Origin of the sequence: Microbacterium sp. NPDC087589 (assembly GCF_044743635.1) — a bacterium.
GTDB lineage: Bacteria > Actinomycetota > Actinomycetes > Actinomycetales > Microbacteriaceae > Microbacterium.
The window spans coordinates 212,363-235,519 of record NZ_JBIUWV010000001.1 but is presented as its reverse complement, the minus strand read 5'-3'; the positions used below and the strand labels follow the sequence as shown (position 1 = coordinate 235,519).

At 67.3% G+C, this 23,157-nt stretch carries 25 protein-coding genes; 6 read left to right on the top strand and 19 right to left on the bottom strand.

From position 1 onward, the window contains the following. The first annotated feature begins 43 nt into the window (after positions 1-43). Positions 44-538, top strand: a complete 495-nt coding sequence (locus ACIOU8_RS01180; protein WP_140037308.1) for a glutathione peroxidase — start codon at positions 44-46, stop codon at positions 536-538. A gap of 39 nt (positions 539-577) precedes the next feature. Beyond that, complete coding sequence (locus ACIOU8_RS01175; RefSeq protein ID WP_400785029.1) at positions 578-1,351, top strand: phosphotransferase; 774 nt, start codon at positions 578-580, stop codon at positions 1,349-1,351. Here ACIOU8_RS01175 and ACIOU8_RS01170 read toward each other — a convergent pair. Continuing rightward, a complete protein-coding gene (locus tag ACIOU8_RS01170; protein WP_400785027.1) occupies positions 1,348-2,040 on the bottom strand; it encodes a DsbA family protein in 693 nt (230 codons plus the stop codon). The genes ACIOU8_RS01175 and ACIOU8_RS01170 overlap by 4 nt on opposite strands. Positions 2,041-2,093: 53 nt before the next feature. Between ACIOU8_RS01170 and ACIOU8_RS01165 the strand changes: the two genes are divergently transcribed. Beyond that, a complete protein-coding gene (locus ACIOU8_RS01165) occupies positions 2,094-2,705 on the top strand; it encodes an AAA family ATPase (RefSeq protein ID WP_400785025.1) in 612 nt (203 codons plus the stop codon). Here ACIOU8_RS01165 and ACIOU8_RS01160 read toward each other — a convergent pair. Both ACIOU8_RS01160 and recO read right to left on the bottom strand, forming a co-directional pair. Continuing rightward, entirely contained in the window at positions 2,645-3,448 is an 804-nt protein-coding gene (locus ACIOU8_RS01160; RefSeq protein WP_363570048.1) for an isoprenyl transferase, read from the bottom strand. The two genes, ACIOU8_RS01165 and ACIOU8_RS01160, sit on opposite strands and share 61 nt — an antisense overlap. Further along, on the bottom strand, positions 3,445-4,191 hold the full coding sequence (gene recO, locus ACIOU8_RS01155; protein ID WP_400785023.1) for a DNA repair protein RecO: 747 nt from the start codon (positions 4,189-4,191) through the stop codon (positions 3,445-3,447). Before recO ends, ACIOU8_RS01160 begins: the two co-directional genes overlap by 4 nt. A gap of 34 nt (positions 4,192-4,225) precedes the next feature. Here recO and ACIOU8_RS01150 point away from each other — a divergent pair, with 34 nt between their 5' ends. After that, the gene (locus ACIOU8_RS01150; protein WP_400785021.1) at positions 4,226-4,921 is read left to right on the top strand and encodes a trimeric intracellular cation channel family protein; all 696 of its coding nucleotides are present in this window, start codon (positions 4,226-4,228) and stop codon (positions 4,919-4,921) included. A 75-nt stretch (positions 4,922-4,996) separates the two neighbouring features. Here the strand turns inward: ACIOU8_RS01150 and leuA are convergent, their stop codons facing one another. Further along, a complete protein-coding gene (gene leuA / locus ACIOU8_RS01145) occupies positions 4,997-6,751 on the bottom strand; it encodes a 2-isopropylmalate synthase (protein ID WP_400785019.1) in 1,755 nt (584 codons plus the stop codon). 197 nt (positions 6,752-6,948) lie between these two features. Between leuA and ACIOU8_RS01140 the strand changes: the two genes are divergently transcribed. Further along, entirely contained in the window at positions 6,949-7,587 is a 639-nt protein-coding gene (locus ACIOU8_RS01140; protein ID WP_400785017.1) for a hypothetical protein, read from the top strand. On the opposite strand, the gene ACIOU8_RS01135 is transcribed toward ACIOU8_RS01140, so the two are convergent. The 12 genes from ACIOU8_RS01135 to hrcA form a co-directional block, all read right to left on the bottom strand. Continuing rightward, positions 7,584-8,534 (bottom strand): NADP-dependent oxidoreductase, encoded by a 951-nt coding sequence (locus tag ACIOU8_RS01135; RefSeq protein ID WP_400785015.1) that lies wholly within the window; start codon positions 8,532-8,534, stop codon positions 7,584-7,586. The two genes, ACIOU8_RS01140 and ACIOU8_RS01135, sit on opposite strands and share 4 nt — an antisense overlap. Positions 8,535-8,549: 15 nt before the next feature. Beyond that, positions 8,550-8,906 carry a hypothetical protein gene (locus ACIOU8_RS01130; RefSeq protein WP_400785013.1) on the bottom strand — a complete coding sequence of 119 codons (357 nt, stop codon included), beginning with the start codon at positions 8,904-8,906 and terminating at the stop codon, positions 8,550-8,552. Positions 8,907-9,031: 125 nt separating this feature from the next. After that, complete coding sequence (locus ACIOU8_RS01125) at positions 9,032-10,015, bottom strand: hypothetical protein (RefSeq protein WP_400785011.1); 984 nt, start codon at positions 10,013-10,015, stop codon at positions 9,032-9,034. After that, on the bottom strand, positions 10,005-10,532 hold the full coding sequence (locus ACIOU8_RS01120) for an RNA polymerase sigma factor (RefSeq protein ID WP_400785009.1): 528 nt from the start codon (positions 10,530-10,532) through the stop codon (positions 10,005-10,007). Before ACIOU8_RS01120 ends, ACIOU8_RS01125 begins: the two co-directional genes overlap by 11 nt. A 51-nt stretch (positions 10,533-10,583) precedes the next feature. Continuing rightward, positions 10,584-11,480, bottom strand: coding sequence for a GTPase Era (gene era / locus ACIOU8_RS01115; protein ID WP_400785007.1), 897 nt, complete (start codon positions 11,478-11,480; stop codon positions 10,584-10,586). Beyond that, positions 11,473-12,768, bottom strand: a complete 1,296-nt coding sequence (locus ACIOU8_RS01110) for a hemolysin family protein (RefSeq protein WP_400785005.1) — start codon at positions 12,766-12,768, stop codon at positions 11,473-11,475. The genes era and ACIOU8_RS01110 overlap by 8 nt, the downstream gene beginning before the upstream one ends. Then, positions 12,765-13,223 carry an rRNA maturation RNase YbeY gene (ybeY, locus tag ACIOU8_RS01105; protein ID WP_140037322.1) on the bottom strand — a complete coding sequence of 153 codons (459 nt, stop codon included), beginning with the start codon at positions 13,221-13,223 and terminating at the stop codon, positions 12,765-12,767. Before ybeY ends, ACIOU8_RS01110 begins: the two co-directional genes overlap by 4 nt. A gap of 16 nt (positions 13,224-13,239) precedes the next feature. Continuing rightward, a complete protein-coding gene (locus tag ACIOU8_RS01100) occupies positions 13,240-14,265 on the bottom strand; it encodes a PhoH family protein (RefSeq protein ID WP_400786830.1) in 1,026 nt (341 codons plus the stop codon). Between the two features lie 64 nt (positions 14,266-14,329). Continuing rightward, on the bottom strand, positions 14,330-14,677 hold the full coding sequence (locus tag ACIOU8_RS01095) for an HIT domain-containing protein (RefSeq protein ID WP_400785002.1): 348 nt from the start codon (positions 14,675-14,677) through the stop codon (positions 14,330-14,332). Between the two features lie 45 nt (positions 14,678-14,722). After that, positions 14,723-15,451, bottom strand: a complete 729-nt coding sequence (locus tag ACIOU8_RS01090; protein ID WP_400785000.1) for a 16S rRNA (uracil(1498)-N(3))-methyltransferase — start codon at positions 15,449-15,451, stop codon at positions 14,723-14,725. A 14-nt stretch (positions 15,452-15,465) separates the two neighbouring features. Continuing rightward, a complete protein-coding gene (dnaJ, locus tag ACIOU8_RS01085; protein ID WP_400784998.1) occupies positions 15,466-16,581 on the bottom strand; it encodes a molecular chaperone DnaJ in 1,116 nt (371 codons plus the stop codon). 39 nt (positions 16,582-16,620) lie between these two features. Further along, complete coding sequence (hrcA, locus tag ACIOU8_RS01080) at positions 16,621-17,652, bottom strand: heat-inducible transcriptional repressor HrcA (RefSeq protein WP_400784996.1); 1,032 nt, start codon at positions 17,650-17,652, stop codon at positions 16,621-16,623. A gap of 90 nt (positions 17,653-17,742) precedes the next feature. On the opposite strand from hrcA, the gene ACIOU8_RS01075 reads away from it, so the two are divergent. Then, a complete protein-coding gene (locus tag ACIOU8_RS01075) occupies positions 17,743-19,158 on the top strand; it encodes a carboxylesterase/lipase family protein (RefSeq protein WP_400784994.1) in 1,416 nt (471 codons plus the stop codon). Positions 19,159-19,187: 29 nt separating this feature from the next. Here the strand turns inward: ACIOU8_RS01075 and hemW are convergent, their stop codons facing one another. The 3 genes from hemW to lepA form a co-directional block, all read right to left on the bottom strand. Further along, the gene (gene hemW / locus ACIOU8_RS01070; protein WP_400784992.1) at positions 19,188-20,405 is read right to left on the bottom strand and encodes a radical SAM family heme chaperone HemW; all 1,218 of its coding nucleotides are present in this window, start codon (positions 20,403-20,405) and stop codon (positions 19,188-19,190) included. A gap of 16 nt (positions 20,406-20,421) precedes the next feature. Beyond that, positions 20,422-21,075 (bottom strand): DUF1990 family protein, encoded by a 654-nt coding sequence (locus ACIOU8_RS01065; RefSeq protein WP_400784990.1) that lies wholly within the window; start codon positions 21,073-21,075, stop codon positions 20,422-20,424. Positions 21,076-21,144: 69 nt separating this feature from the next. Then, positions 21,145-22,998 (bottom strand): translation elongation factor 4, encoded by a 1,854-nt coding sequence (lepA, locus tag ACIOU8_RS01060; RefSeq protein WP_400784988.1) that lies wholly within the window; start codon positions 22,996-22,998, stop codon positions 21,145-21,147. Positions 22,999-23,157: the final 159 nt, after the last annotated feature.

Below are 23,157 nucleotides of genomic sequence, written 5' to 3'. Positions count from 1 at the left end.
CAGACACGGAGCCGGTATCGGCGCATCGACCTAAGCTGTGAATATGACCGATCCCGCAGTGCGTTCCATCCCCTTCACCGACGCCGACGGCAACGAGAAGACGATCGACGATCTCGGTGCCGACGTCGTGCTCGTCGTCAACGTCGCGTCGAAGTGCGGCCTCACTCCGCAGTACGAGCAGCTCGAAGAACTGCAACGTCTCTACGGCGACCGCGGGTTCAGCGTCGTCGGATTCCCCTGCAACCAGTTCTTCGGTCAGGAGCCGGGTTCGGTCGATCAGATCATGGAGTTCTGCTCCACCACCTACGGCGTGACGTTCCCCATCAACGACAAGGTGAAGGTCAACGGCAAGAACGCCACAGAGCTCTACAAGACGTTGAAGGAGACGCCGGACGCCGGCGGCAAGGCCGGCCGCGTCGAGTGGAACTTCGAGAAGTTCCTCGTGCTGCCCGACGGCGAGGTCGTCCGCTTCCGCCCGAAGCAGAAGCCGAACGACCCCGAGATCGTCGCAGCGATCGAGGGCGCGCTGACCCGCTAGACCGCAGCGTCGTTTCCGTCGGCTGGGTAGTGTCGGGGCATGGACGACGAGCAGACGCTGTCCGGCGGGAATGCGAGCGGCACCGTCACCCGAATCGGCGATACCGTCCGCAAGCAGTGGACCGCCTCGACGCCGAGCGTTCATGCCTTCATGTCGCATGTACGCGAACGCGGTGTCGATGTTCCGACACCGCGCGGTCAGGACGAGCGAGGACGACAGCGCATCGAGTTCGTACCGGGGCCCCTCGCGATCGACGTCGGGCCTCTGACCGCAGACGGATTGCGACGCGTCGGCGCGATCGTGCGGGCGATTCACGACGCGAGCGAGACGTTCTCTCCTTCGGCTGATGCGCTCTGGGATACCGCCATCCCTGCGCCGGGTGCGGAGATCATCTGTCACAACGACCTCGCGCCGTGGAACCTCGTCATCGGAGACCGATGGGTCTTCATCGACTGGGATGCCGCGGCGCCGAGCACCCGTCTCTGGGATCTCGCCTATGCGGCTCAGACGTTCACGCTCTCGGCCGTCGAGGTCGCCCCGGAGGTCGCAGCCGAGGGCCTTCGAGCCTTCGTAGACGGTTACGGCGCCTCTGGCGAGCTCAGGACCCGGCTGCCCGCGATGATGCACCGACGCGCCGCGGCGATGCTCGACCTGCTGACCACTGCGCATGCACACGGCCGCGAGCCGTGGTCATCCATGTTCACGGATGGCCACGGCTCGCACTGGTCTGCAGTGGTCGGCTACGTCGGCACGAATCAGCAGACCTGGTTCGACGCGTTGACCGCGCTCGCTCCGGCGGAGCCTGACCGTTAGACCGCGGCGGTCTCGCTCTCGGCCTCTGTCTCGCCGCGCTTGGACCAGAGATCGCGCAGTACGTTCTCGAAAGCTGCGGGCGGCTGAGCGCCGCTGATGCCGTACTGCCCGTCGATCACGAAGAACGGGACGCCCTGGATGCCGTAGGCCTGGGCCTGCGCCTGATCCTGACGGACGTCGGCCAGGTGACGAGCGGAGACGAGAGCCTCACGCGTGTCGTCGGGGTTCAGCCCCACCTCGACGGCGAGCTCGACCAGGTCGTCGATGCGACCGACATGCTTGCCCTCGGTGAAGTACGCGGACATGAGCCGCTCCTCCATCTTGTGCTGCACGCCCTGCGCCTTCGCGAAGTGCAGCAGCTCGTGAGCCTTCACCGTGTTGGTGTGCTGCAGCAGGTCGAAACGGTATGCGAGTCCGGCGCCCTCGGCGACCCCGGTGACGTGCGCCAGCATCTGCTCGACCTGCTCCCGAGGCATCCCCTTGTGACCGGCAAGGAAGTCGATCTCATCGCCGTCGAAGTCGACGGGGGTGTCGGGCGAGAGCTCGAACGAGTGGAAGGTGATGTTCACCTGTGGGGCGTCATCGTCGCCGGCTACGGCTTCGAGTCCCTTCTCGAGGTTGCGCTTGCCGATGTAGCACCACGGGCAGGCGATGTCGGACCAGATGTCAATCGAGATGGCTTCACTCACACTGACATCCAACCGTATGCACCTATGGGCTATTCCGTCGGTAGGATTCTCGGATGCTCTCCGCCGCCGATCCGCTGCCGTTCAGCCCCGAGAGGGTGCTGATCGCTGGTGTCACCGGATCGGGGAAGACGACGCTCGCGCGGCGCGTGGCTGGGCTCTGGGATCTACGGCACGTCGAGATCGACGGCCTGTTCCACGGCGAGAACTGGACTCCACGCCCGTCCTTCCTCGATGACGTCCGTGCCTTCGCGTCCACCGACCGCTGGGTCACCGAGTGGCAGTACACCAGCAAGGGCACCGACGAGATCCTCGCTCCGCGCGCCCAGGTCGTGCTCTGGCTGGACTACCCCTACCGAGTGGTGCGTACCCGCCTCCTGCGGCGAACGATCGGGCGCAGCATCCTGCGCACCCGGATGTGGAACGGCAACGTCGAGAAACCGATCTGGAGGATGTTCTCCGGCGGCCCTGAAGAGAACATCATCGCGTGGCAGACGAACACGCTGCACAAGTGGACCGCGCGGATGCCCGACGTCACACGAGAGCACACTCACCTCACGATCGTGCGGTTGCGGCACCCCCGCGAGACGGAGCGGTGGCTGCGCTCTCAGGCCGAGGCGTCAGGCGTATCGATCGCCCCACCGAAGCGACGGTCACGCGACAGGTAGACCTCGATGGCGCGCCACAGCTCCTCGCGCGAGAAGTCGGGCCAGAGCGTGTCGAGGAACACCATCTCGGCATACGCCGCCTGCCACAGCAGGAAGTTGGAGGTGCGCTGCTCACCTGAGCTCCGCAGGAACAGGTCGACATCAGGCATGTCGGGCACGTAGAGGTTGCGGCGGATCATCTTCTCGGAGATTGCGTTGGGCTTCACCCGACCAGCGGCGACATCGGCGGCGATCGAGCGCATCGCGTCGACCAGCTCGACACGTCCGCCGTAGTTCACGCACATGGTGAGCGTGAGTACGTCGTTGTCCTTCGTGAGCTGTTCGGCGTACTGCAGCTCCTTGATCACGCTGCCCCACAGTCGCGGCTTGCGGCCGGCCCACCGGACTCGCACGCCCCACTCGTTGAGCTGGTCGCGTCGGCGATGCAGGACATCACGGTTGTATCCCATGAGGAAGCGGACCTCGTCTGGTGAGCGGGCCCAGTTCTCGGTCGAGAACGCATAGACGGACAGGTGCTTGACCCCCGCCTGGATCGCACCGGCGACGACGTCGAGAAGCACCTCCTCCCCGGCCTTGTGCCCTTCGACGCGGCTGAGGCCGCGACGATTCGCCCACCGGCCGTTGCCGTCCATGACGATCGCGACGTGCTCGGGAACAGATCGGAAGCTCGGCGGATAGATGCCCGTCCAGTCGAGCGGACGATACGCCACGGCATCCTTGTGCGTGTAGGGCTTGGGGCTCACCGTGCTCCTTCTCGGGGGATGTCGGCCACGAGGTGTTCGAGCGAGCGGATGCCGCGCTCCAGGTGCCATTGGGCGTAGGCGGCGACGAGGCCGGATGCCGCGGCGTTGTCGGCGTGCGGAGCAGCATCGATCGCCTCCCACTCGCCGGACATGAGCGACCGCAGCAGCGACAGGGTCTTCTCCGCGACCTTCGGGCTGCCCGCCGGCGCACAGTTCGGGCACACGGCCCCACCGAGCTGTCCGACGAAGTGCGCATGGGGCCCAGGAGTGGCGCATCGCGCGCAGTCGCCGAGCGACGGAGCCCACCCGGACAGCGCCATGACGCGCAGCAGATAGGAGTCGAGGATGCTGCGGGGCGAATGCTCGCCCCGAGACAGCGCACGCAGGCCACCGACCAGCAACAGGTACTGGTCGGGCGTCGCCTCGGAATCGCTGAGCCTGTCAGCGGTCTCGACCATCGCATTGGCCGAGGTGAATCGGTCGTAGTGCGCCGCGATGTCTGATCCGTACGACCCGAGCGACTCCGCCTGCTGCACGATGTCGAGGGTGCGCCCCTGATAGAGCTGCACATCGGCGACCATGAAGGGTTCGAGACGCGAGCCGAACTTCGACGAGGTGCGTCGCACACCCTTCGCGACAGCACGGATCTTGCCGTGCCGCCGAGAGAGCATCGTGACGATGCGATCTGCCTCACCCAGCTTGTGGGTGCGCAGGATCACCGCTTCATCTCGATAGGTGGGCACCGTTCGATTATCCTCCGTGCAGGAGAATAGAGGCGTGACCGAACCGCTCTTCATCATTCCGCTCTGGGCGGACCTGCTCGGCGTCGGCCTCGGCGGAGTCCAGGGTGCGATGTTCGCCTCGGGTTTTCAGGGGCAGCGACGCCTCGACTGGCTCGGCGTCGCGATCATCGGCATCATGATCGGCATGGGCGGCGGTCTCATCCGCGACATCCTGCTCGGGCAGACCCCGGCCACGCTGCAGAACCAGTGGTATCTGGTCACCGCGGGCGGCGCAGCGCTCCTGGGCATGCTGCTGGCGGGACTGTTCAGCCGCCTGAACACGGCGATCGTCGTGCTCGACGCCGTCGTCATCGGGATGTTCGGCGCGTTCGGGACCAGCAAGGCGCTCGCCCTCGGCATCCCCGAGGTGCCGGCGGTCTTCATCGGCGTGTGTGCAGCCGTCGGCGGCAGCGTGCTCCGAGACATGCTCATGGGGCTGCCGACCGCGATCATGCACGTCGGCTCGCTCTATGCGGTTGCCGCCGGCGCGGGGTGCACGTTCATCGTGATCTCCGTCGCCCTGGGCATGCCCATCACGCTCGCGGCGATCATCGGCATCGCGGTGACCAGCGTCATCCGCATCCTCGCCGTCACCTTCGATGTCTCGCTTCCCGAGCAGCGTCGCATCTACCGGCGCAAGGTCGCCGCCGAGACCGGAGTGATCCCGATCATCAAGCCCAGCGCCGAGTGACCACGGGCCCTGTCACCACCAGCGCAGACGAAACGCCCCACCCGCCGAGGGGTGGGGCGTTCGTCCATCCGAGGATCAGACCGCTGCGAGCTCCTGCTGACGCGTGCGGATCGAGCGGTTGACGCCCGAGACGATCGCCTTGAGCGAAGCGGTCGAGATGTCGCCGTCGATGCCGACGCCCCACAGTCGCTGGTCGCCGACCTGCAGCTCGACGTAGGCCGCGGCCTGCGCGTCGCCACCGGCGCTGAGAGCGTGTTCGACGTAGTCGTACACCGTGATGTCGAAGCCCTGACCGCGCAGCACCTCGACGAAGGCGGCGACCGGCCCGTTGCCGTTGCCCGCGACCGCGACCTGCTGGTCATCGTCGCGCAGCACGACGTCGAGGACGACGTCTCCTGACATATCGCTGCGGGTCTGTGTCGCCAGCAGCTCGAAGCGGCCCCACTTGGCCGCTGTGTCGTCGGCCGGGAGGTACTCGTCATTGAAGATCGACCAGATCTGCTCGCTGGTGACCTCGCCGCCTTCGGCATCGGTCTTGGTCTGGACGACGCCGGAGAACTCGATCTGCAGCTTGCGAGGCAGGTCGATCGCGTGGTCGGCCTTGAGCAGGTACGCGACGCCGCCCTTGCCGGACTGCGAGTTGACGCGGATCACGGCTTCGTACGAACGACCGAGATCCTTCGGGTCGACCGGCAGATACGGCACGGCCCACTCGATGTCGTCGACCGTGAGGCCCTCTGCCTCGGCCCGGGCGGCCATCGCCTCGAAGCCCTTCTTGATCGCGTCCTGGTGCGATCCGCTGAACGCGGTGAAGACCAGATCACCCGCCCACGGGCTGCGCTCGGGAACCGGGAGCTGGTTGCAGTACTCGACCGTGCGCTTGACCTGGTCGATGTCGCTGAAATCGATCTGGGGGTCGATGCCCTGCGTGAACAGATTGATGCCCAGTGCGACGATGTCGACGTTGCCGGTGCGCTCGCCGTTGCCGAACAGGCAGCCCTCGATGCGGTCGGCGCCGGCCATGTAGCCGAGCTCTGCGGCGGCGATCGCGGTGCCGCGGTCGTTGTGCGGGTGCAGCGACAGGATGACGTTCTCACGGTGAGCGAGGTTGCGGCTCATCCACTCGATCGAGTCTGCGTAGACGTTCGGCGAGGCCATCTCGACGGTTGCGGGCAGGTTGATGATGACCTTGCGGTCGGGCGTCGGCTCGAAGATCTCGATCACCTGGTTGCAGACGTCGACGGCGAACTCGAGCTCGGTGCCCGTGTAGCTTTCGGGCGAGTACTCGTAGTAAACCTTGGTGTCGGGGATCGTCTTCTCGTACTGGCGGCACAGGCGGGCACCCTCGAGGGCGATGTCGATGATGCCCTGCTTGTCGGTGCGGAACACGACCTCACGCTGCAGCACGCTCGTCGAGTTGTACAGGTGCACGATCGCCTGCTTCGCGCCGGCGATCGACTCGTAGGTGCGGGCGATCAGGTGCTCACGCGCCTGGGTCAGCACCTGGATCGTGACGTCATCCGGAATCAGGTTCTCTTCGATGAGCTGACGGACGAAGTCGAAGTCGGTCTGACTGGCCGAGGGGAACCCGACCTCGATCTCCTTGTAGCCCATGCTGACGAGCAGCTCGAACATCACGCGCTTGCGCTCCGGCGACATCGGATCGATGAGCGCCTGGTTTCCGTCGCGGAGATCGACCGCGCACCACCGGGGCGCCTCGGTGATCCGGGCGTCAGGCCAGGTGCGGTCGGGCAGGTGGACGGAAATCTGCTCGTGGTACGGCCGGTACTTGTGGATCGGCATCGCGGACGGGCGCTGAGTGTTCTGCATGATGGGGCTTCTTCTCTTCGTCAGAAATGTGAACGGGCCAACACAAGCGCCGCGACGAGGAAGGCCCTAGCTTTAGGACTCGTCGCGGCAGCTAAGAAGAAGCAGACCGCCGAAAGGCATGCGGCCATGGTAGCAGGGATGCGTAAGCCGTTTGACTCGCCGCTGAGACGATCGACCGACACGAGACACTGTCAGGCATGAGCACTTCGTGCAGTCGCATGCTTCTCGCCGCAGCAGCCCTCGCGGGCGTGCTCGGTCTCGCCGCGTGTTCCACCGGTCCCGGCTCCTCGCCCGCACCCCCGAGCTCGGGACCGCCCGCGTGGGATGCCGCGAATGCGGCGCCTCCGGAAGGACGCGTCATCGGCACCGGCACGGTTCTGGACGTCGCCGGTGAAGCCCAGCTGTGTCTCGGGGGCGTCGCCGAGTCGTACCCACCGCAGTGCTCGGGGATCCCACTCGACGACTGGACGTGGGAGGGTGTCGACGGCAGCGAGACCAGTGCCGACACCACCTGGGGCAGCTACGCCGTCTACGGCACCTTCGACGGTGAGCGCTACGCCGTCACCGACCCGCCCATCCTGCTCGCGCTGTACGACCCCATCCGCCCGGACGACCCAGCAGACGGCGTCGACGGGACGAGCTCCGAGGCAGATCTCATCCGCGTGCAGGACGAGCTCTCGGCTTCGTTGAGCCTCGATGCCCTCTCGCTCTGGATCGAGCGTGGCTATGTCTGGGTGAATGTCGTCTGGGATGACGGCACGCTGCAGGATGCGGTCGATCAGGCGTACGGCGACGGAGTCGTCATAGTGACGTCAGCTCTGCGCGAGATCGACTAGGACGACGGGATGAGCGCGAGCTTGCCGCCGGGGTGGCCGCCGGCGAGCAGCGAGAGCGCGGCAGGCGCGTCTTCCAGCGAGAAGGTGCGCGCGACCGGAACGACGAGGTCGCCGTGCTGCGCGAGCGCGACCAGATCGGCGCGGATGTCGTCGCGGAAGCGGGCGCTCGCGGGCATCGATCCCGCGATCGCGAGGATGCCGTCGGAGTCGGCCCTCTGGGGCGCAGCGATCGTCACGATGCGACGTCGGTCGTCGACCAGCTCGAGGGAGACGTCGATGGCCTCATCGGTACCGACGGCGTCCAGCGCGGCAGCCACCGCAACGCCGGCGGCCGCATCTCTCACGCGGTCGGCCAGCCCAGGCCCGTAGGTGACGGGGATGCCGCCGAAGCGCTCGACCACATCGAATCCCTTCACACTCGCCGTGCCGATCACGCGGATGCCTCGGAGCCCCGCCTGCTGGAGCACGCTCACCCCGACCGCACCTGACGCGCCGTGAAGCAGGATCGTCTCACCGGGAGCGGCGGTCGTCACCGAGAGCATCTCGGCCGCCGTCGTGCCGGCGAGAAGAAGGTTCGCGGCCTCTGCGTGGGTCAGCGTGGTCGGTTTCGAGAAGGCCTTCTCAGCGGGGATGGTGAGTTCGGTGGCGTATCCCCCGCTCACGCGGAATGCGACTACCTCGTCGCCCACATCGGCAGCTCCGGATCCGATCTGCGTGTCGGGTCCGATCGCGGTGATCTCGCCCGAGACCTCGTAACCGATCGGCACCGGCAGCTCGACACCGGGGCGCGCCGCTGCGACGTGCTTCGCGTCGGCTGGGTTCACACCCGCCGCGCGGACGCGGATCGTGACCTCGCCAGGGCCGGGGCGAGGAACCTCGTACTCGACGAACTCCCACGTGTCAGGGGCGCCCCAGGACGATGCGATCCAGTGCTGTGCGAGTGTCATGCCGTGACTCTATCCTCAGAGCACGCAGCGGACGTTGGTCGAGGTTCCGTTGACGCTGGTCCAGCCTCCCGCGGGGGCGGTGGTCAGCACCGTCGCGCCGTTGCGCGCCTGCGCGTATCCCCCCGACCGCGCGTTCGCCAGTGACCTCACCGGGAAGGATGTCGGGACCGCGAGGATGCCACACGTGCTCCAACTCAACCGTGCCCCGGTGAGCGCCGTTCCGGTATAAACGCACACCAGACCCGTCGTGCAGCTGCCCACGGCGGCAATAGACACAGCTCGGACGTGAGCACCGACGACGAGCTCCATGCCCAGCTCGGGCCAGACGGCGTGCCGCGAGTCGACGACGACTCCGCCAGGGACCTCTGCCATCACCTCGAGGATCAGCGGTGCGATGCGATCCCCGTCGTCCACCGCAGGGGCCGCGGCTGCAGGACCCCCAAGCATGAGGGCCGCGAGGAGACCGGCGGCCACGGCGGGAAATATGCTCCGTGATCTCATCTCGCGAGATCCTCATCGACGTCCCACATGGTGTACGAGATGATCGCACCACCGGCTATCAGGTCGTTCTCGATGAGGTTGGTCCGCTCGACACCGACGATCCGCCCCGTGTCGAGGGACAGGAGCACGACGTCACTCGCAGCGCCGTCCGACGTGATCACTCGCAGTCCTGCGACCCGTCGTCCCAGGCGGTCGGTGGTGGTGCCGAGCGCCTCCACCCCGTCCGCATCCGCGAGGACGTCGAGCACCTGCGACTCCTGGGCGTTCGTGAGGGTCCAATACTCGAGCATCGCTGTCGCGGCGGCGACGACCTCGGAGCCCGTCGGATCCGTCGGCATCCCGAACGCGGTGAGAACGGCGGACACCTCCTCACGGGAGTCGCCGAAGACGTCGGGAACGGGGGTCCCCAACTGACCGGGTTCGATCGACAGATCGACGGTGACCTCACCCGAGCTGCTGATCTCGGCGCCGATGTTCGCGGACGCATCCGTGGGGTCGTACGGCACCCCCCTCACCGAGACCACCCGACCCGAGAGGTCGGGCTCCCAGCGAAGAGTGGTGAGCTGCGGGACGACCTTCGTCGCTCCGGTGCTGCCGTTGATGTCGAGTCCCCAGGTGGCCGACCGCACGACGCGCTCCGGCTCGGCGGGGCCCGGCGTCGCGCTCAGCGTCGACCGCGCCGTGTCCAACGTCTCAGCAGTGCTCTCACCACCCGAGAAGTCCAGCGGTGCAGGCGAGCCTGCGACCGCCGCCCCCTGGGGAACCAGGACGGCGACGGCGACGACCGCCGCCGCGGCCGCCATCACGACACCCGAGGCCCACCCCAGAGCGCGCCTGCGTCGAGGCCGAGGCTTCGCGGCGGTGCGGATGATCCGGTCTCGAGTCCACTCTGCCGCGGCGTCCGGCTTCGCATCGCGTGGTGTTCTGGCAGGATCGGCCTGCGTGAGGACACGTTCGAGCAGCGCGTCGTCAGTCGACATGATCCCCACGCCCCTCCAGTCCGAGCTCCGCGCGCAGCTTCACCTGAGCGCGCAACAGCCTTCTCCGCACTCGGACACGCGGGCTGCGCAGCAACTCAGCGATCTCCCCCACCGCGAGCCCATCCCAGTACTTCAGCATGATGATACGCCGCTCACGCCCGGTGAGGGCTGCCAATGCTGCGAGAACTCTCGCGCGCATCGTCAGATCGGGAGGCGCCTCGTCACCCGACACTCCGCTGTGCACGGCATCGAGGGCCGTACGCCTCAGAGTGGATCGCCCCGATCGGCCGCTGAGAACCCGATCCGCCGCGCGGATCAACCAGATCCGATCCATCGGCTTCGTCGGGATGAGTCGAGACCACGCCACGAGGAAGATCTCCGAAACGATCTCGGTGACTTCCGCGGGATCCTCGACGACGCCCTCGACATGATGTCTGACCGCTGCCCAGTTGGCATCGAAGAGCCGACTGAAGGCTTCGTTCCTCTGGGTCTCGCGGTTCTCACCGCGGGCGCTCATCTCTCTCGTCCGCCGGAGCACCCGATCCGCGTCGCGTCTCGGTGTCGCATGTCAGAAGCCGAGGCGTCCGAGCTGCTTCGGGTCGCGCTGCCATTCCTTCGCGACCTTGACATGCAGCCCCAGGAAGACCCTGGTGCCGAGAAGCTCTTCGATGCCCACGCGAGCACGGCGTCCGACGTCGGCCAGACGCTTGCCCTTGTGGCCGATGATGATCGCCTTCTGACTGTCCCGCTCGACGACGATCGAGGCGTGCACATCGGTCAGGTCGGTTCCTTCACGGGGAGCGATGTCGTCGATCATGACGGCGATCGAGTGCGGAAGCTCGTCACGAACACCGTCGAGCGCCGCCTCGCGGATCATCTCGGCGATGCGATCCTCTTCCGACTCGTCGGTCGTGACCCCCTCGCCGTAGAGCGCGGGCCCTACCGGCATGAGAGCGAGAACCTCGTCTGCGAGTACCTCGAGCTGATCGTTGGTGAGGGCAGAGATGGGGATGACAGCATCCCAGTCCTCGCGCAGCGCGTCGACCTCCATGAGCCGTTCGGTGATCTCGTCGCGCCCTGCGGCATCCGTCTTGGTGACGATGGCGATCTTCTTGGCACGGCGGTATCCGTCGAGCGAGGCCGCGATGCGACGGTCGCCAGGTCCGACCTTCTCGGTCGCCGGCACGCAGAAGCCGATCACATCGACGTCGCCGAGCACCTGCTCGACGAGGTCGTTCAAGCGCTCGCCCAGAAGCGTCCGCGGCTTGTGGATGCCGGGGGTGTCGACGATGACGAGCTGCCCCTCCGGGCGGTTCACGATTCCGCGGATCGCCCGCCTGGTCGTCTGCGGCTTCTCGCTGGTGATCGCGATCTTCTCGCCCACCAGCGCGTTCGTGAGAGTGGACTTTCCGACGTTCGGCCGCCCCACGAAGGTCACGAACCCGCTCCGCGTCTGCTCAGTCATCGTTTCCGTCTCTCTCATCTGCGGCATGTCCCGCGTCGTCTGCCGCGCGTTCGACGAACACGGTCGCGATTCCACGACCACGCCCTCGAGACGCGCCGCCGGTGAGGGTCAGCCCCTCGACCGTCGCTGTGGAACCCGGTTGCGGGACCTGGCCGAGTGCCTTGCCCAGCAGACCGCCGATGGAGTCGACGTCCTCGTCCTCGAGTTCGAGGCCGAACAGATCGCCGACATCCTCCAGCGAGAGTCGGGAGCTCACGCGGTAGCGTCCGTCGCCGAGTTCGACGACTTCCGCTGATACCTGATCGTACTCGTCGGAGATCTCGCCCACGAGTTCCTCGATGAGGTCCTCCAGGGTCACGAGGCCCGATATGCCGCCGTGCTCGTCGATCACCAGGCACACGTGCACGGCGTCGCGCTTCATCTGCTGAAGCAGCGTCTCGGCACGCATGGACTCCGGCACGAAGGTCGCCGGCCGCGAGATCGGACGGATGGACGCGGTGCGCCAGGCGTTCTCATCGCGGAAGGCGAACAGCACCAGGTCCTTCAGATACAGCACGCCGACGACGTCATCGGCGTCGTCGTCGACGACCGGCATGCGCGACACACCCCGCTGCAGGAACAGCGTCATGGCTTCGCTCGTCGTCGCGGTCGCGTCGACCGTCACCATCTCGGTGCGAGGCACCATCACAGCGCGTACGAATTGATCGGTGAAGTCGAACACCGAGTGGATGAGGTCGCGATCATCGGCCTCGATCAGGTCGTTCGAGGCCGCCTCGTCGACCATGCTGAGCAGCTGCTCCTCCGAGGTGAACGAGCTGCGGCCGCGTCCTGGAGTGACCCTGTTGCCGAGTATCACCAGCCCTTGGGCGAGCGGTCCGAGGATGATGCGCAGCCCGCGGACGATCCGCGCATTCGCGCGGAGCATCCCCTCTGCGTGGTGCCGGCCGAATGAACGGGGGCTCGCCCCCACCAGCACGAAGCTGATGCCCGTCATCAGCAGGGCCGCGGCGAGCATCGCCCACCAGATGTTGTCGAACAGGATGCTGAACGCGACCGTGACGAGCACGGCGGCCGCCGTCTCGGCGAGCACGCGGATGAACGCGACGGCGTTGACATGTGCGTCCGGGTCGGCCGCGATCCGCACAAGCTGACGACCGTTGCGCCCCTCGGCGCCCATCTCTTCGATGTCCGAACGCGACGTGACCCCGAAGGCGGCGTCGATGGCCGCCATGAGACCGCCGAACGCGACGAGCAGGACTGCGCCCGCGAGCAGGAGGGCGGCGGTCATCGTCGACGTTCAGCCGCGGCGAAGCCCTGGATGAGCTCCTTCTGCAGTCCGAACATCTCGCGCTCCTCTTCGGGCTCGGCGTGGTCGAAGCCGAGGAGGTGCAGCAGTCCGTGCGTGGTGAGCAGGATCAGCTCATCCATCAGCGTGTGGCCGGCCGCCTGCGCCTGAGCCTCGGCGACCTGAGGGCACAGGACGATGTCTCCGAGCAGCCCAGGGGCCGTAGGGCGGTCTTCGGTGCCGGGGCGCAGCTCATCCATCGGGAAGCTGAGCACGTCTGTCGGGCCGGGTTCGTCCATCCACTGCACGTGGAGGGCCTCCATCGCGGCCTCGTCGACGAGGACGATCGCGACCTCGGCGTCCGGGCTCACGTGCATCTGCGCCAGGTTGAAGTCGGTCAGGCGCTGCAGCACGGTCTCGTCGACATCGATCGCCGACTCGTTGTTGATCTCGATCATGGCTGTGCTCGTTTCATCAGGAGAGGCCTCGTTTGGGCGTCCGGTCCCGGGGACCCGGCCGCTGCGCTCCGCGTCGCTCTGCGCGGTTGGCGAACTCGGCCGCCTGCTCCCGCTCGAAGCGCTGAGCCGTGCGGCGCTCGTCGTATTCGCTGTAGGCGTCGACGATGCGCCCGACGAGCGAATGCCGCACGACGTCGTCGCTCGTGAGTCGCGCGAAGTGGATGTCGTCGATTCCGTCGAGCACGCGCGTCACGAGGCGGAGTCCTGAGGATCCCTGCGGGAGGTCGACCTGGGTGATGTCACCGGTCACCACCATCTTGGATCCGAAGCCGAGCCGCGTGAGGAACATCTTCATCTGCTCGGGTGTCGTGTTCTGCGCCTCGTCGAGCACCACGAACGAATCGTTCAGCGTGCGGCCGCGCATATACGCGAGCGGCGCGACCTCGATGGTCCCCGTCGCCATGAGGCGGGGGACGATCTCGGGGTCCATCATCTCGTTGAGCGCGTCGTAGAGCGGACGCAGGTACGGGTCGATCTTGTCGGTCAGCGTGCCGGGGAGGAAGCCGAGCCGCTCGCCCGCTTCGACGGCGGGGCGCGTCAGGATGATCCGCGTGACCTCCTTGCGCTGCAGCGCCTGGACGGCTTTCGCCATCGCCAGGTAGGTCTTGCCCGTTCCGGCCGGACCGATGCCGAACACGATCGTGTTCTCCTCGATCGCGTCGACGTACTCCTTCTGGCCCAGGGTCTTCGGCCGGATGACCTTGCCGCGGGTCGACAGGATCGCCTCACCGAGCACCTCGCTCGGGCGGGGTCCCCCGTCGTTGCGCAGCAGTCGCGCCGAACTGGTGACGTCGCTCGGAGCGAGGTCGTGGCCGGCCTTCGTCATGGTCATCAGCTCGTCGACGAGGTTCTTCGCCTTCGCGACGGCATCCGCCGCGCCGGTGAGCGTGATCTCGTTGCCGCGGACGAGCACCTGCACGTCGCGGTGCTCCTTCTCGAGCATCCGCAGCAGGCGGTCCTGCGGGCCGAGCAGCTGCACCATGGCGACGCCGTCGGCATAGATCTTCTCGACAGCGGTGTCGGATGCGGTGGCTGGGTCGTTTTCGTCAGAAGCCAACGAGCTTGTTCTCCTCGATATTGCCGAGCACATGGGCGTGCACGTGGAAGACGGATTGGGCGGCGCTCGCGCCGTTGTTGAAGATGAGGCGGTACTCGCCGTTGGCATGCTCTGCCGCGAGCTGCTTGGCTGCGGCGACCATCTCGGCGAGGAGCCCCGGGTCGCCCTGAGCGAGATCGGTGACGTCTCGGTAGTCCTCGGTCTTGGGGATCACGAGAGCGTGCAGAGGAGCCTGCGGGTTGATGTCGCGGATCGCGAACACCCGGCCGGTGTCGAGCAGGATCTCGCCGGGGATGTCACCGTTGAGAATGCGCGTGAAGATCGAGGGCTCGGACATGCTCTCAGTCTACTGACCGCAGCACGACCGGGTCTGTGGCCGTGTTCACCAGCGGCCGAGCGCCACCGACAGCACTGCGATGGCCGCAGGACCCGCCGTGGAAGTGCGCAGCACCGTCGTGCCGAGGAGCACCCGTTCGGCGCCGGCGTCGGAGAGCTTCCTGAGTTCGTCGTCGGAGATGCCGCCCTCTGGCCCGACGACCAGCACGATGTCACGCCCGTCCGGTTCGAGATCCGACAACCGCGTCGATGCACTCGGGTCGAGCAGCAGCAGGCGCTGTGAGGATGCACGCGACGCGAGGTCTGCCGTCGTCGCCGGAGGCGAGACCTCGGGAACCCAGGCTCGGTGAGCCTGCTTGGCAGCCTCGCGGACGATCGTCGACCAGCGCTCACGTCCCTTGGCCGCTTTCGGCCCCTCCCAGCGCGAGACGCTGCGGCTGGCCTGCCACGGAACGATCTCGTCGACCCCGAGCTCACACGCCGCCTGCACCGCCAGCTCGTCGCGATCCCCCTTCGCCAGAGCCTGCGCGAGGGCGATCCGCGGGCTCGGTGCGGGTTCCACCGAGCGGGCCGACACGCGCACCTCGACGCGCGACGGCGACACCTCTTCGGCGACGCCGGTGAGCCACACTCCCGCGCCGTCCCCGACGGTGACGGCCTCGCCGACACGGAGCCTGCGAACCACCGCCGCGTGCTTCGCCTCGGCACCGGTGAGCGACACGAGGTCGCCGACCGCGGCATCCGCCGAGTTCTCGACGAGGAAGTGGAGTGCCATGAGCGCCGTCCGGATCAGTGCGAACGGAAGCGGTCGCGGAGCTTCGAGAACAGTCCCTGCTGGAACTGCGCCAGCTGCGGACCCGGCGCCTTCGTCTTCTTCGCGAAGTCCTCGATCAGCGCGCGCTGTGCCGAGTCCAGCTTCGTCGGGGTGACCACCTGCACGCCGACCCGCAGATCGCCGCGCTGGTTGCCCCGCAGGGGCGTGACGCCGCGGCCCTTGATGGTCAGGACGTCACCCGACTGGACGCCCGAGCGGATCTCGAGATCGACCTCGCCGTCGAGCCCCTGAATAGTGGTCTCGGTGCCGAGGACGGCATCCGGCATCGACACCTCGAGTGTCGCGAGCAGGTCGTCGCCGTCGCGGCTGAACGAGGGATGCGGGTTGACGGTGACCTCGACATACAGATCGCCGTTCGGACCGCCGGCCTTGCCGACCTCTCCAGACCCCGGCAGTTGCAGACGGAGTCCGGTCTCGACGCCGGCGGGGATGTCGAGCGAGACGGTGCGGCGAGAGCGCACCCGGCCCTGTCCGCCGCAGGTGCCGCACGGATACGGGATGGTCGTGCCGTAGCCCTCGCAGGTGCCGCACGGCTGAGAGGTCACGACGTTGCCGAGCAGGCTGCGCACCTGGCGCTGCACGTGTCCGGACCCGCCGCAGATGTCACAGGTGACGGGCGACGTGCCCTCCTGACAGCACGAGCCGTTGCAGGTCTCGCACAGCACGGCGGTGTCGACCTCGATGTCGCGGTGGGCGCCGAAGACGACGTCGCCGAGATCGAGGGTCACGCGAACCAGCGCATCCTGGCCGCGCTCGCGCCGCGAACGCGGACGCGCTCCGCGGCCACCACCCTGGCCGGCGCCGAAGAACGTCTCGAAGATGTCGCCGAAACCGCCGAAACCACCGAAGTCGTTCGCCGCTCCGTCTCCCCCGCCCATGTCGTAGCGGCGGCGTGAATCGTCGTCGCTCAGCACGTCGTACGCGTGCGTCACGAGCTTGAATCGCTCAGCGGCGTCTTCACCCGGGTTCACGTCGGGGTGGAGCTGACGGGCAAGGCGTCGGTACGCCTTCTTGATCTCGTCGGTGGAGGCGTCGCGAGAGACGCCGAGTACCTCGTAGTGGTCTGCCACAATGGCCCTTCTGCGTGTGCTGTCATCTGGGCGGCCGCGTCAGCGAGCCGCCTCGTCTTCATCGAGCATCCGTGACAGGTAGCGGGCAACAGCCCGTGCCGCCGCGAGATTGCTCGGATAGTCCATGCGGGTCGGCCCCATCACGCCGACGCGCGCCGTGCCGCTCGGTGCGGCGTAGTTGCTGGCGACGATCGATGCCTCACCGAGTCCGAAAGACGCGTTCTCGGTGCCGATGCTGGCTGCGAGGCCGTGTGAGTCGGCCTCCATCTCGCTCATCAGGCGCAGGAGAGTAACCTGCTCCTCGATCGCCTCGAGGATGGGATGGATGCTGCCGCGGAAGTCCTGCTCGCGACGCGCCAGAGTCGCCGCTCCCGCCATCACCAGACGCTCCTGGCGGAACGCACCGAGTTCGTCGATGACGATGGTCGCGAGTGCGCGCAGCACGATGTCGTGCGAATGCTCATCGTCGGCGAGCAGGGCCTGGAGACGCTCAGCCGCATCGCTCACCGCCCTCCCGGTGATCAGAGCTGACAGGCGTGCGCGGAGCACGGCCATATCGGCGTCATCGACGTCGACGGGCAACGGTGCGATGCGCTGTGAGACGCCCCCCGCATCGGTGACCAACACGATGAGCAGTCGATTCGGCGCCAGCGCGACGAGTTCGAGGTGCGTCAGATGCGCCCGGGCGAACGACGGGTACTGGGCGAGCGCGACCTGGCCCGTGAGCTGGGTCAGCACCCGGACAGTGCGCACCATCAGGTCGTCGAGGTCGGAGGGCGCCGTGAGGAACGACTCGATCGCCGTGCGTTGTGCGACCGACAGCGGTCGCAGCTGTGCGAGGTGGTCGACGAAGACGCGGTATCCCTTGTCTGTGGGGACTCGACCGGAGGACGTGTGCGGGGCGGCGATCAGCTCTTCGTCTTCGAGAAGGGCCATGTCGTTGCGGATCGTCGCCGGCGACACCCCGAACGAGTAGCGGTCGACGATCGACCTGCTGCCGACGGGCTCGTGGGTCTCGACGTAGTCCTGAACGATCGCGCGGAGAACCTGGAGGCCTCTTTCACTGACCATCGCAACTCCCTCCCTTTGGCACTCACTGGCTACGAGTGCCAATTCTACCCGCCGACGCCGACCACGCGCTGATCGCCATACGATGAGCCCATGAGTGTCGCCCCACAGGTCGTCGTGTCCACCGGAATCGTGCGCGGCGAGGTGGTCGACGGCATTCGTCGTTTCCTCGGCATCCCCTACGCAGCCGCGCCCTTCGGGCCGAACCGCTTCCGCGAGCCTCAGCCGGTTACCGCGTGGGACGGCATGAGAGATGCCACGGCATTCGGGCCGACCGCGCCCCAGCTTCCGTACCCCGGTGCCATCGGCGAGCTGCTGGGCTCGGTCGAGATCCCCGGCGACGACATCCTCTCGGTCAACATCTGGGCGCCTCAGGATGCCGACCGCGCCCCGGTCGTGCTCTGGGTCCACGGTGGCGCGCTCGAACGAGGCACCGCTGCTATCCCGCTGTACGACGGCGCCGGCTTCACCCGCGCCGGGATCGTCTTCGTCTCGATCAACTACCGCCTGGGTTCCGAAGGATTCTCCGTGCTCGAGGACGCTCCCCGGAACCTCGGGCTGCAGGATGCTGCGGCGGGGCTCGCCTGGGTGCACCGCGAGATCGCCGCCTTCGGCGGCGACCCCGGGCAGATCACGGTCATGGGCGAGTCCGCGGGCGGTGCGATCGTCGCGGGACTCCTCGCGAACGACTCGTCTCGGGCGCAGATCGCGAAGGCCATCATCGAGTCCGGACCTCTCCACGCGCAGACGGCGAAGAAGGCCGGCCGCGTGACCGCCCAGCTAGCGAAGCGGCTCGGGGTCGCCGCCGACAGAGCTGGGTTCGCCTCGGTCTCCCCCGAGCGGCTGCTCGAGGCCAGGCACCAGCAGGCCGCAGGGTCGTCTCCTCTCGGCGGAGCCCCCGGGTTCCAGTTCGCGGTGGATGCCAGCTCGCTGCCCCGGTCACCGCACGAGGTCCTCACCGGCACCGATGTGCCGCTTCTGATCGGCAGCAACACCGACGAGTACCGGCTCTGGTTCCCCCCTGCCACGCTCGCAGGGATGAGCAGGATCACACTGCTGCTCGGACGACTCGCCCTGCGGATCCCGCGCCGAGCGGTGGCGGCCTATCGGTCGACCTTCCCGGGCGCGACCACGGGTGAGATCTTCGGCCAGCTCGCGACCGACATCATGCTGCGAGGCCCACTGACCACGCTCGCCAAGGCGCGTACGGCGCCGACCTACGTCTACGAGTTCGCGTGGCGGAGCCCGGTTCGCGACCTGCGTGCCGCGCACGCGCTGGAACTGGGCTTCGTCTTCGATCATCTCGGCGACCCCGAGGCTCAGCGCCTCGCGGGGGCCGATGCACCGCAGCGACTCGCAGACGAGATGCACGCCGCGTGGATCTCGTTCATCACGACCGGCGACCCCGGGTGGCCGGCCTTCGGTGCGGAGCGGAACACGCGCGTGTTCGACACGGACAGCGCCACAGTGCCGCAGCGTCGGACGGACGCGCTGGACCTGCTTCCGTAGCGCGCGTCTCGGCTCAGTCGGTTCTCTGCTCAGTCGGTGAGTTCGCGCACCACGGCGTCGGCGAGCAGCCGACCCCGCAGAGTGAGCTGGACGCGTCCGCGCACTGCGGCTACGGGATCGACGAGGCCATCCGCGATCAGGCCCGCGACCCTGGGGCGTTTGTCCGCCTGCAGGTCGGCGACCGCGATCCCCTCACGGATCCGGCTCAGAAGCAGGACCCGCTCCAGCGTCGCTGACTCCTCATCAGGGCGCTCGGTGCCCGCTGCCGGAGACTCCGAGGCGGCCAGCCGCTGAGCGTAGGCAGCCGGGTGCTTGACGTTCCACCACCGCAGGCCGGCGACATGGCTGTGCGCACCGGGTCCGAACCCCCACCAGTCGCTCCCTCGCCAGTATGCGAGGTTGTGTCGCGAGCGCTGCTCGACGCTGCGCGACCAATTGCTGATCTCATACCAGTCGAAGCCCGCCGCTGCGAGACGCGCATCAGCGAGCTCGTACATGTCGGCCTGCAGGTCGTCGTCCGGCATCGGCACCTCACCTCGGCGGATCTGCCGCGCGAGCTTCGTGCCGTCCTCGATGATCAACGCGTAGGCCGAGACGTGGTCCGACTCGAGAGCGAGCGCCGCGTCGAGCGACGCCTCCCAGTCGGCCAGCGACTCTCCCGGCGCTCCGTAGATCAGGTCGACGCTGACTGCGAGACCCGCATCCTTGGCCGCTGCGACAGCGGTCGTCACATTCTCCGGGCGGTGGGTTCGGTCGAGCGCCGCGAGCACATGGGGAACGGCTGACTGCATCCCGATCGACAGCCGCGTGACACCGGCATCCGCGAGGATTCGAACCACTTCGGGCGTCACCGTATCGGGGTTGGCCTCCACCGAGACCTCCGCGCCGTCGACCAGCCCGAACGCGTCCGTCGCGGCATCGAGCATCCGGGCGAGGTCTCCCGCGGGCAGAAGGGTGGGTGTGCCACCACCGAAGAACACCGTGTCCATGGGGCGCAATGTGCCGGCATCCGCGAGCACTCGCCTCGCGAGGTCGATCTCGGTGATCAGTGTCGAGGCGTAGTCCTCCTGCTTCGCGCCGCGGAGCTCTCCCGAGGTGTAGGTGTTGAAGTCGCAGTAGCCGCAGCGCACCCGGCAGAACGGGACGTGCAGATAGGCGGAGAAGGGCACGGCGGGGTCGATCGACAGATCGGAGGGAAGACGGCCGTCGGCCGGTGCCGGATCACCGAGGGGAAGCGGACCGGCCATCAGAGAGGCGCGGCCATCAGACCGGAGTCGCGTACAGCGGCGAGATCGCCCGCAGATAGCGCGCGAACAGCTCGCGGCGGCGACGCTTCACGAGAGGAGGGATGACGCGGTAGAGCAGTGAGTTCGGCGCATCGAACGCGCGCACCGTGAACCAGACCTCGTCGTTGTCCTCACGCCAGTCGATGTCGAAGGATTCCTCGCCGCGCACCACGGACCCGCCGACGGTGCCGAGCACGAAACCGATCCGGCGCTTCTCCTCGGTCACGGAGATCACGCGAAGCTCGGCATCCGCTCGCATGCCGGCGACCCGGCCATGCAGGCGCAGGGTCATCCCCGGGCCCGCGAACGGAGTGCCCTCTGCGTCGAACCGCTGTTCGACATCGTGCTTGCTCGGGGCGATCGGCGTGCCCTCGGCATCGAAGCTCACGCCTGCATATGCCGGCCCCGGCGCGGGGCGCACGTCTTCGACGCTGAGCCCTGAGGCGCGCTGCGCCGTCCAGGTGAGCAGTGCCTCTCCCGCAGACTGGAAGCGCTCGAGGCCGCTGCCGATCCGCCAGGAGTTCTCCGCCGGGATGCTGCGCTCCGGCGGGTACTGCATCAGATCGGGCGCGTGGGTCGCACCCACGGCCGCATAGTCAACCGTGTCGTCTCGGAAAGTCCCGCGCCGCATGATTCCAGCCTACTTCCCGCTACCTGGGCGATCACCCCCACGCGCCGAGCATGCTCGGCTCGTGGGCTTCTACTTCTTTTCCTTGCCTTCGACGTCGCCGGAGAGCGCGGCGATGAATGCCTCCTGCGGGACCTCGACCCGACCGACCATCTTCATGCGCTTCTTGCCCTCCTTCTGTTTCTCGAGGAGCTTGCGCTTGCGGCTGATGTCTCCGCCGTAGCACTTGGCGAGCACGTCCTTGCGCAGCGCCCTGATCGTCTCGCGGGCGATGATCCTGGCGCCGATGGCGGCCTGAATCGGCACCTCGAAGTTCTGGCGAGGGATCAGCTTGCGCAGGCGCTCCGTCATCAGCGTGCCGTAGGCGTAGGCCTTGTCGCGGTGCACGATCGAGCTGAACGCGTCGACCTTGTCACCCTGCAGGAGGATGTCGACCTTCACGAGGTCCGCCTCCTGCTGTCCTGCGGGCTCGTAGTCGAGCGAGGCGTAGCCCTGGGTCTTGGACTTGAGCTGATCGAAGAAGTCGAAGACGATCTCACCGAGCGGCATCATGTAGCGGAGCTCGACGCGCTCCTCGGAGAAGTACTCCATGCCCAGCAGTGCACCGCGACGCGACTGGCACAGCTCCATCACCGTGCCCACGTAGTCCTTCGGCAGCAGGATGGCTGTCTTGACCATCGGTTCCGACACCGAGCCGATGCGGCCGTCGGGGTACTCGCTCGGGTTCGTGACCGTCACGGTCTCGCCGGTGTCTGAGGTGAGCACTTCGTAGATCACGCTCGGCGCGGTCGTGATGAGGTCGAGACCGAACTCACGCTCGAGTCGCTCGGTGATGATCTCGAGGTGCAGCAGACCGAGGAACCCGCAGCGGAAGCCGAAGCCGAGGGCGACCGACGTCTCAGGCTCGTACTGCAGTGAAGCGTCGGAGAGCTTCAGCTTGTCGAGCGCCTCGCGAAGGTCGGCGTAGTCGCTGCCGTCGATCGGGTAGATGCCCGAGAAGACCATGGGCTTCGGATCCGTGTACCCCGGAAGCGCCTGGGTCGAGGGCTTGCGTGCCGTCGTGACGGTGTCGCCGACCTTGGAGAGCCGCACGTCCTTCACGCCGGTGATGAGGTAGCCGACCTCACCGACGCCGAGTCCCTTGGTGGGAACCGGCTCCGGACTCGACACGCCGACCTCGAGCGCCTCGTGGGTAGCGCCCGTGGACATCATCTGGATGCGCTCGCGGGGCGACAGGCTGCCGTCGATCATGCGGACGTAGGTGACGACACCGCGGTAGGCGTCGTAGACGGAGTCGAAGATCATGGCTCGCGCGGGCGCATCGGCGTCGCCGACAGGTGCCGGGATCTCCTTGACCAGACGATCGAGGAGCTCCTCGACACCCACACCGGTCTTGCCGGAGACGCGCAGCACGTCTTCGGGCTTGCCACCGATGAGGGATGCCAGTTCTTTGGCGTACTTGTCGGGATCTGCGGCCGGCAGGTCGATCTTGTTCAGCACCGGGATGATGTGCAGATCGTTCTCGAGCGCCAGATAGAGGTTCGCGAGAGTCTGGGCCTCGATGCCCTGTGCGGCGTCGACGAGCAGGATGGCCCCCTCGCAGGCGGCGAGAGAGCGCGACACCTCGTAGGTGAAGTCGACGTGGCCGGGGGTGTCGATCATGTTGAGCGCGAAGGTCTCGCCCTCGATCTCCCACGGCATCCGCACGGCCTGGCTCTTGATCGTGATGCCGCGCTCGCGCTCGATGTCCATGCGGTCGAGGTACTGCGCGCGCATGTCGCGATCCGAGACCACGCCGGTGATCTGGAGCATGCGGTCGGCGAGGGTCGACTTGCCGTGGTCGATGTGCGCGATGATGCAGAAATTGCGGATCTGCGCCGAAGGCGTCGCGGCAGGCTGAAGCGGAGTGTGAGCGCGTGGTGACATGTCCTGACGATTCTACGGTGAGGCGCGACTAATGCCCGCTTCGCCCGATCCGGTGATATTCTGCCGAGGTTGCCCGGGAGCCATCCGTGACACCGGATCCCGTGAGCGATAAGACTCCGTCACAGACCAAGTGCAGGCGTCGTGTCGCGCAGATCGGCT

Excerpts from the sequence above, each read along its gene's own strand:
- ACIOU8_RS01180 (WP_140037308.1), top strand. The coding sequence starts at position 44 with ATGACCGATCCCGCAGTGCGTTCCATCCCCTTCACCGACGCCGACGGC.
- ACIOU8_RS01175 (WP_400785029.1), top strand. The coding sequence starts at position 578 with ATGGACGACGAGCAGACGCTGTCCGGCGGGAATGCGAGCGGCACCGTC.
- ACIOU8_RS01165 (WP_400785025.1), top strand. The coding sequence starts at position 2,094 with ATGCTCTCCGCCGCCGATCCGCTGCCGTTCAGCCCCGAGAGGGTGCTG.
- leuA (WP_400785019.1), bottom strand. The coding sequence starts at position 6,751 with ATGCAGAACACTCAGCGCCCGTCCGCGATGCCGATCCACAAGTACCGG.
- ACIOU8_RS01140 (WP_400785017.1), top strand. The coding sequence starts at position 6,949 with ATGAGCACTTCGTGCAGTCGCATGCTTCTCGCCGCAGCAGCCCTCGCG.
- ACIOU8_RS01135 (WP_400785015.1), bottom strand. The coding sequence starts at position 8,534 with ATGACACTCGCACAGCACTGGATCGCATCGTCCTGGGGCGCCCCTGAC.
- ACIOU8_RS01130 (WP_400785013.1), bottom strand. The coding sequence starts at position 8,906 with ATGGCAGAGGTCCCTGGCGGAGTCGTCGTCGACTCGCGGCACGCCGTC.
- ACIOU8_RS01125 (WP_400785011.1), bottom strand. The coding sequence starts at position 10,015 with ATGTCGACTGACGACGCGCTGCTCGAACGTGTCCTCACGCAGGCCGAT.
- ACIOU8_RS01120 (WP_400785009.1), bottom strand. The coding sequence starts at position 10,532 with ATGAGCGCCCGCGGTGAGAACCGCGAGACCCAGAGGAACGAAGCCTTC.
- era (WP_400785007.1), bottom strand. The coding sequence starts at position 11,480 with ATGACTGAGCAGACGCGGAGCGGGTTCGTGACCTTCGTGGGGCGGCCG.
- ACIOU8_RS01110 (WP_400785005.1), bottom strand. The coding sequence starts at position 12,768 with ATGACCGCCGCCCTCCTGCTCGCGGGCGCAGTCCTGCTCGTCGCGTTC.
- ybeY (WP_140037322.1), bottom strand. The coding sequence starts at position 13,223 with ATGATCGAGATCAACAACGAGTCGGCGATCGATGTCGACGAGACCGTG.
- ACIOU8_RS01100 (WP_400786830.1), bottom strand. The coding sequence starts at position 14,265 with ATGGTGCAGCTGCTCGGCCCGCAGGACCGCCTGCTGCGGATGCTCGAG.
- ACIOU8_RS01095 (WP_400785002.1), bottom strand. The coding sequence starts at position 14,677 with ATGTCCGAGCCCTCGATCTTCACGCGCATTCTCAACGGTGACATCCCC.
- ACIOU8_RS01090 (WP_400785000.1), bottom strand. The coding sequence starts at position 15,451 with ATGGCACTCCACTTCCTCGTCGAGAACTCGGCGGATGCCGCGGTCGGC.
- hrcA (WP_400784996.1), bottom strand. The coding sequence starts at position 17,652 with ATGGTCAGTGAAAGAGGCCTCCAGGTTCTCCGCGCGATCGTTCAGGAC.
- ACIOU8_RS01075 (WP_400784994.1), top strand. The coding sequence starts at position 17,743 with ATGAGTGTCGCCCCACAGGTCGTCGTGTCCACCGGAATCGTGCGCGGC.
- hemW (WP_400784992.1), bottom strand. The coding sequence starts at position 20,405 with ATGGCCGGTCCGCTTCCCCTCGGTGATCCGGCACCGGCCGACGGCCGT.
- ACIOU8_RS01065 (WP_400784990.1), bottom strand. The coding sequence starts at position 21,075 with ATGCGGCGCGGGACTTTCCGAGACGACACGGTTGACTATGCGGCCGTG.
- lepA (WP_400784988.1), bottom strand. The coding sequence starts at position 22,998 with ATGTCACCACGCGCTCACACTCCGCTTCAGCCTGCCGCGACGCCTTCG.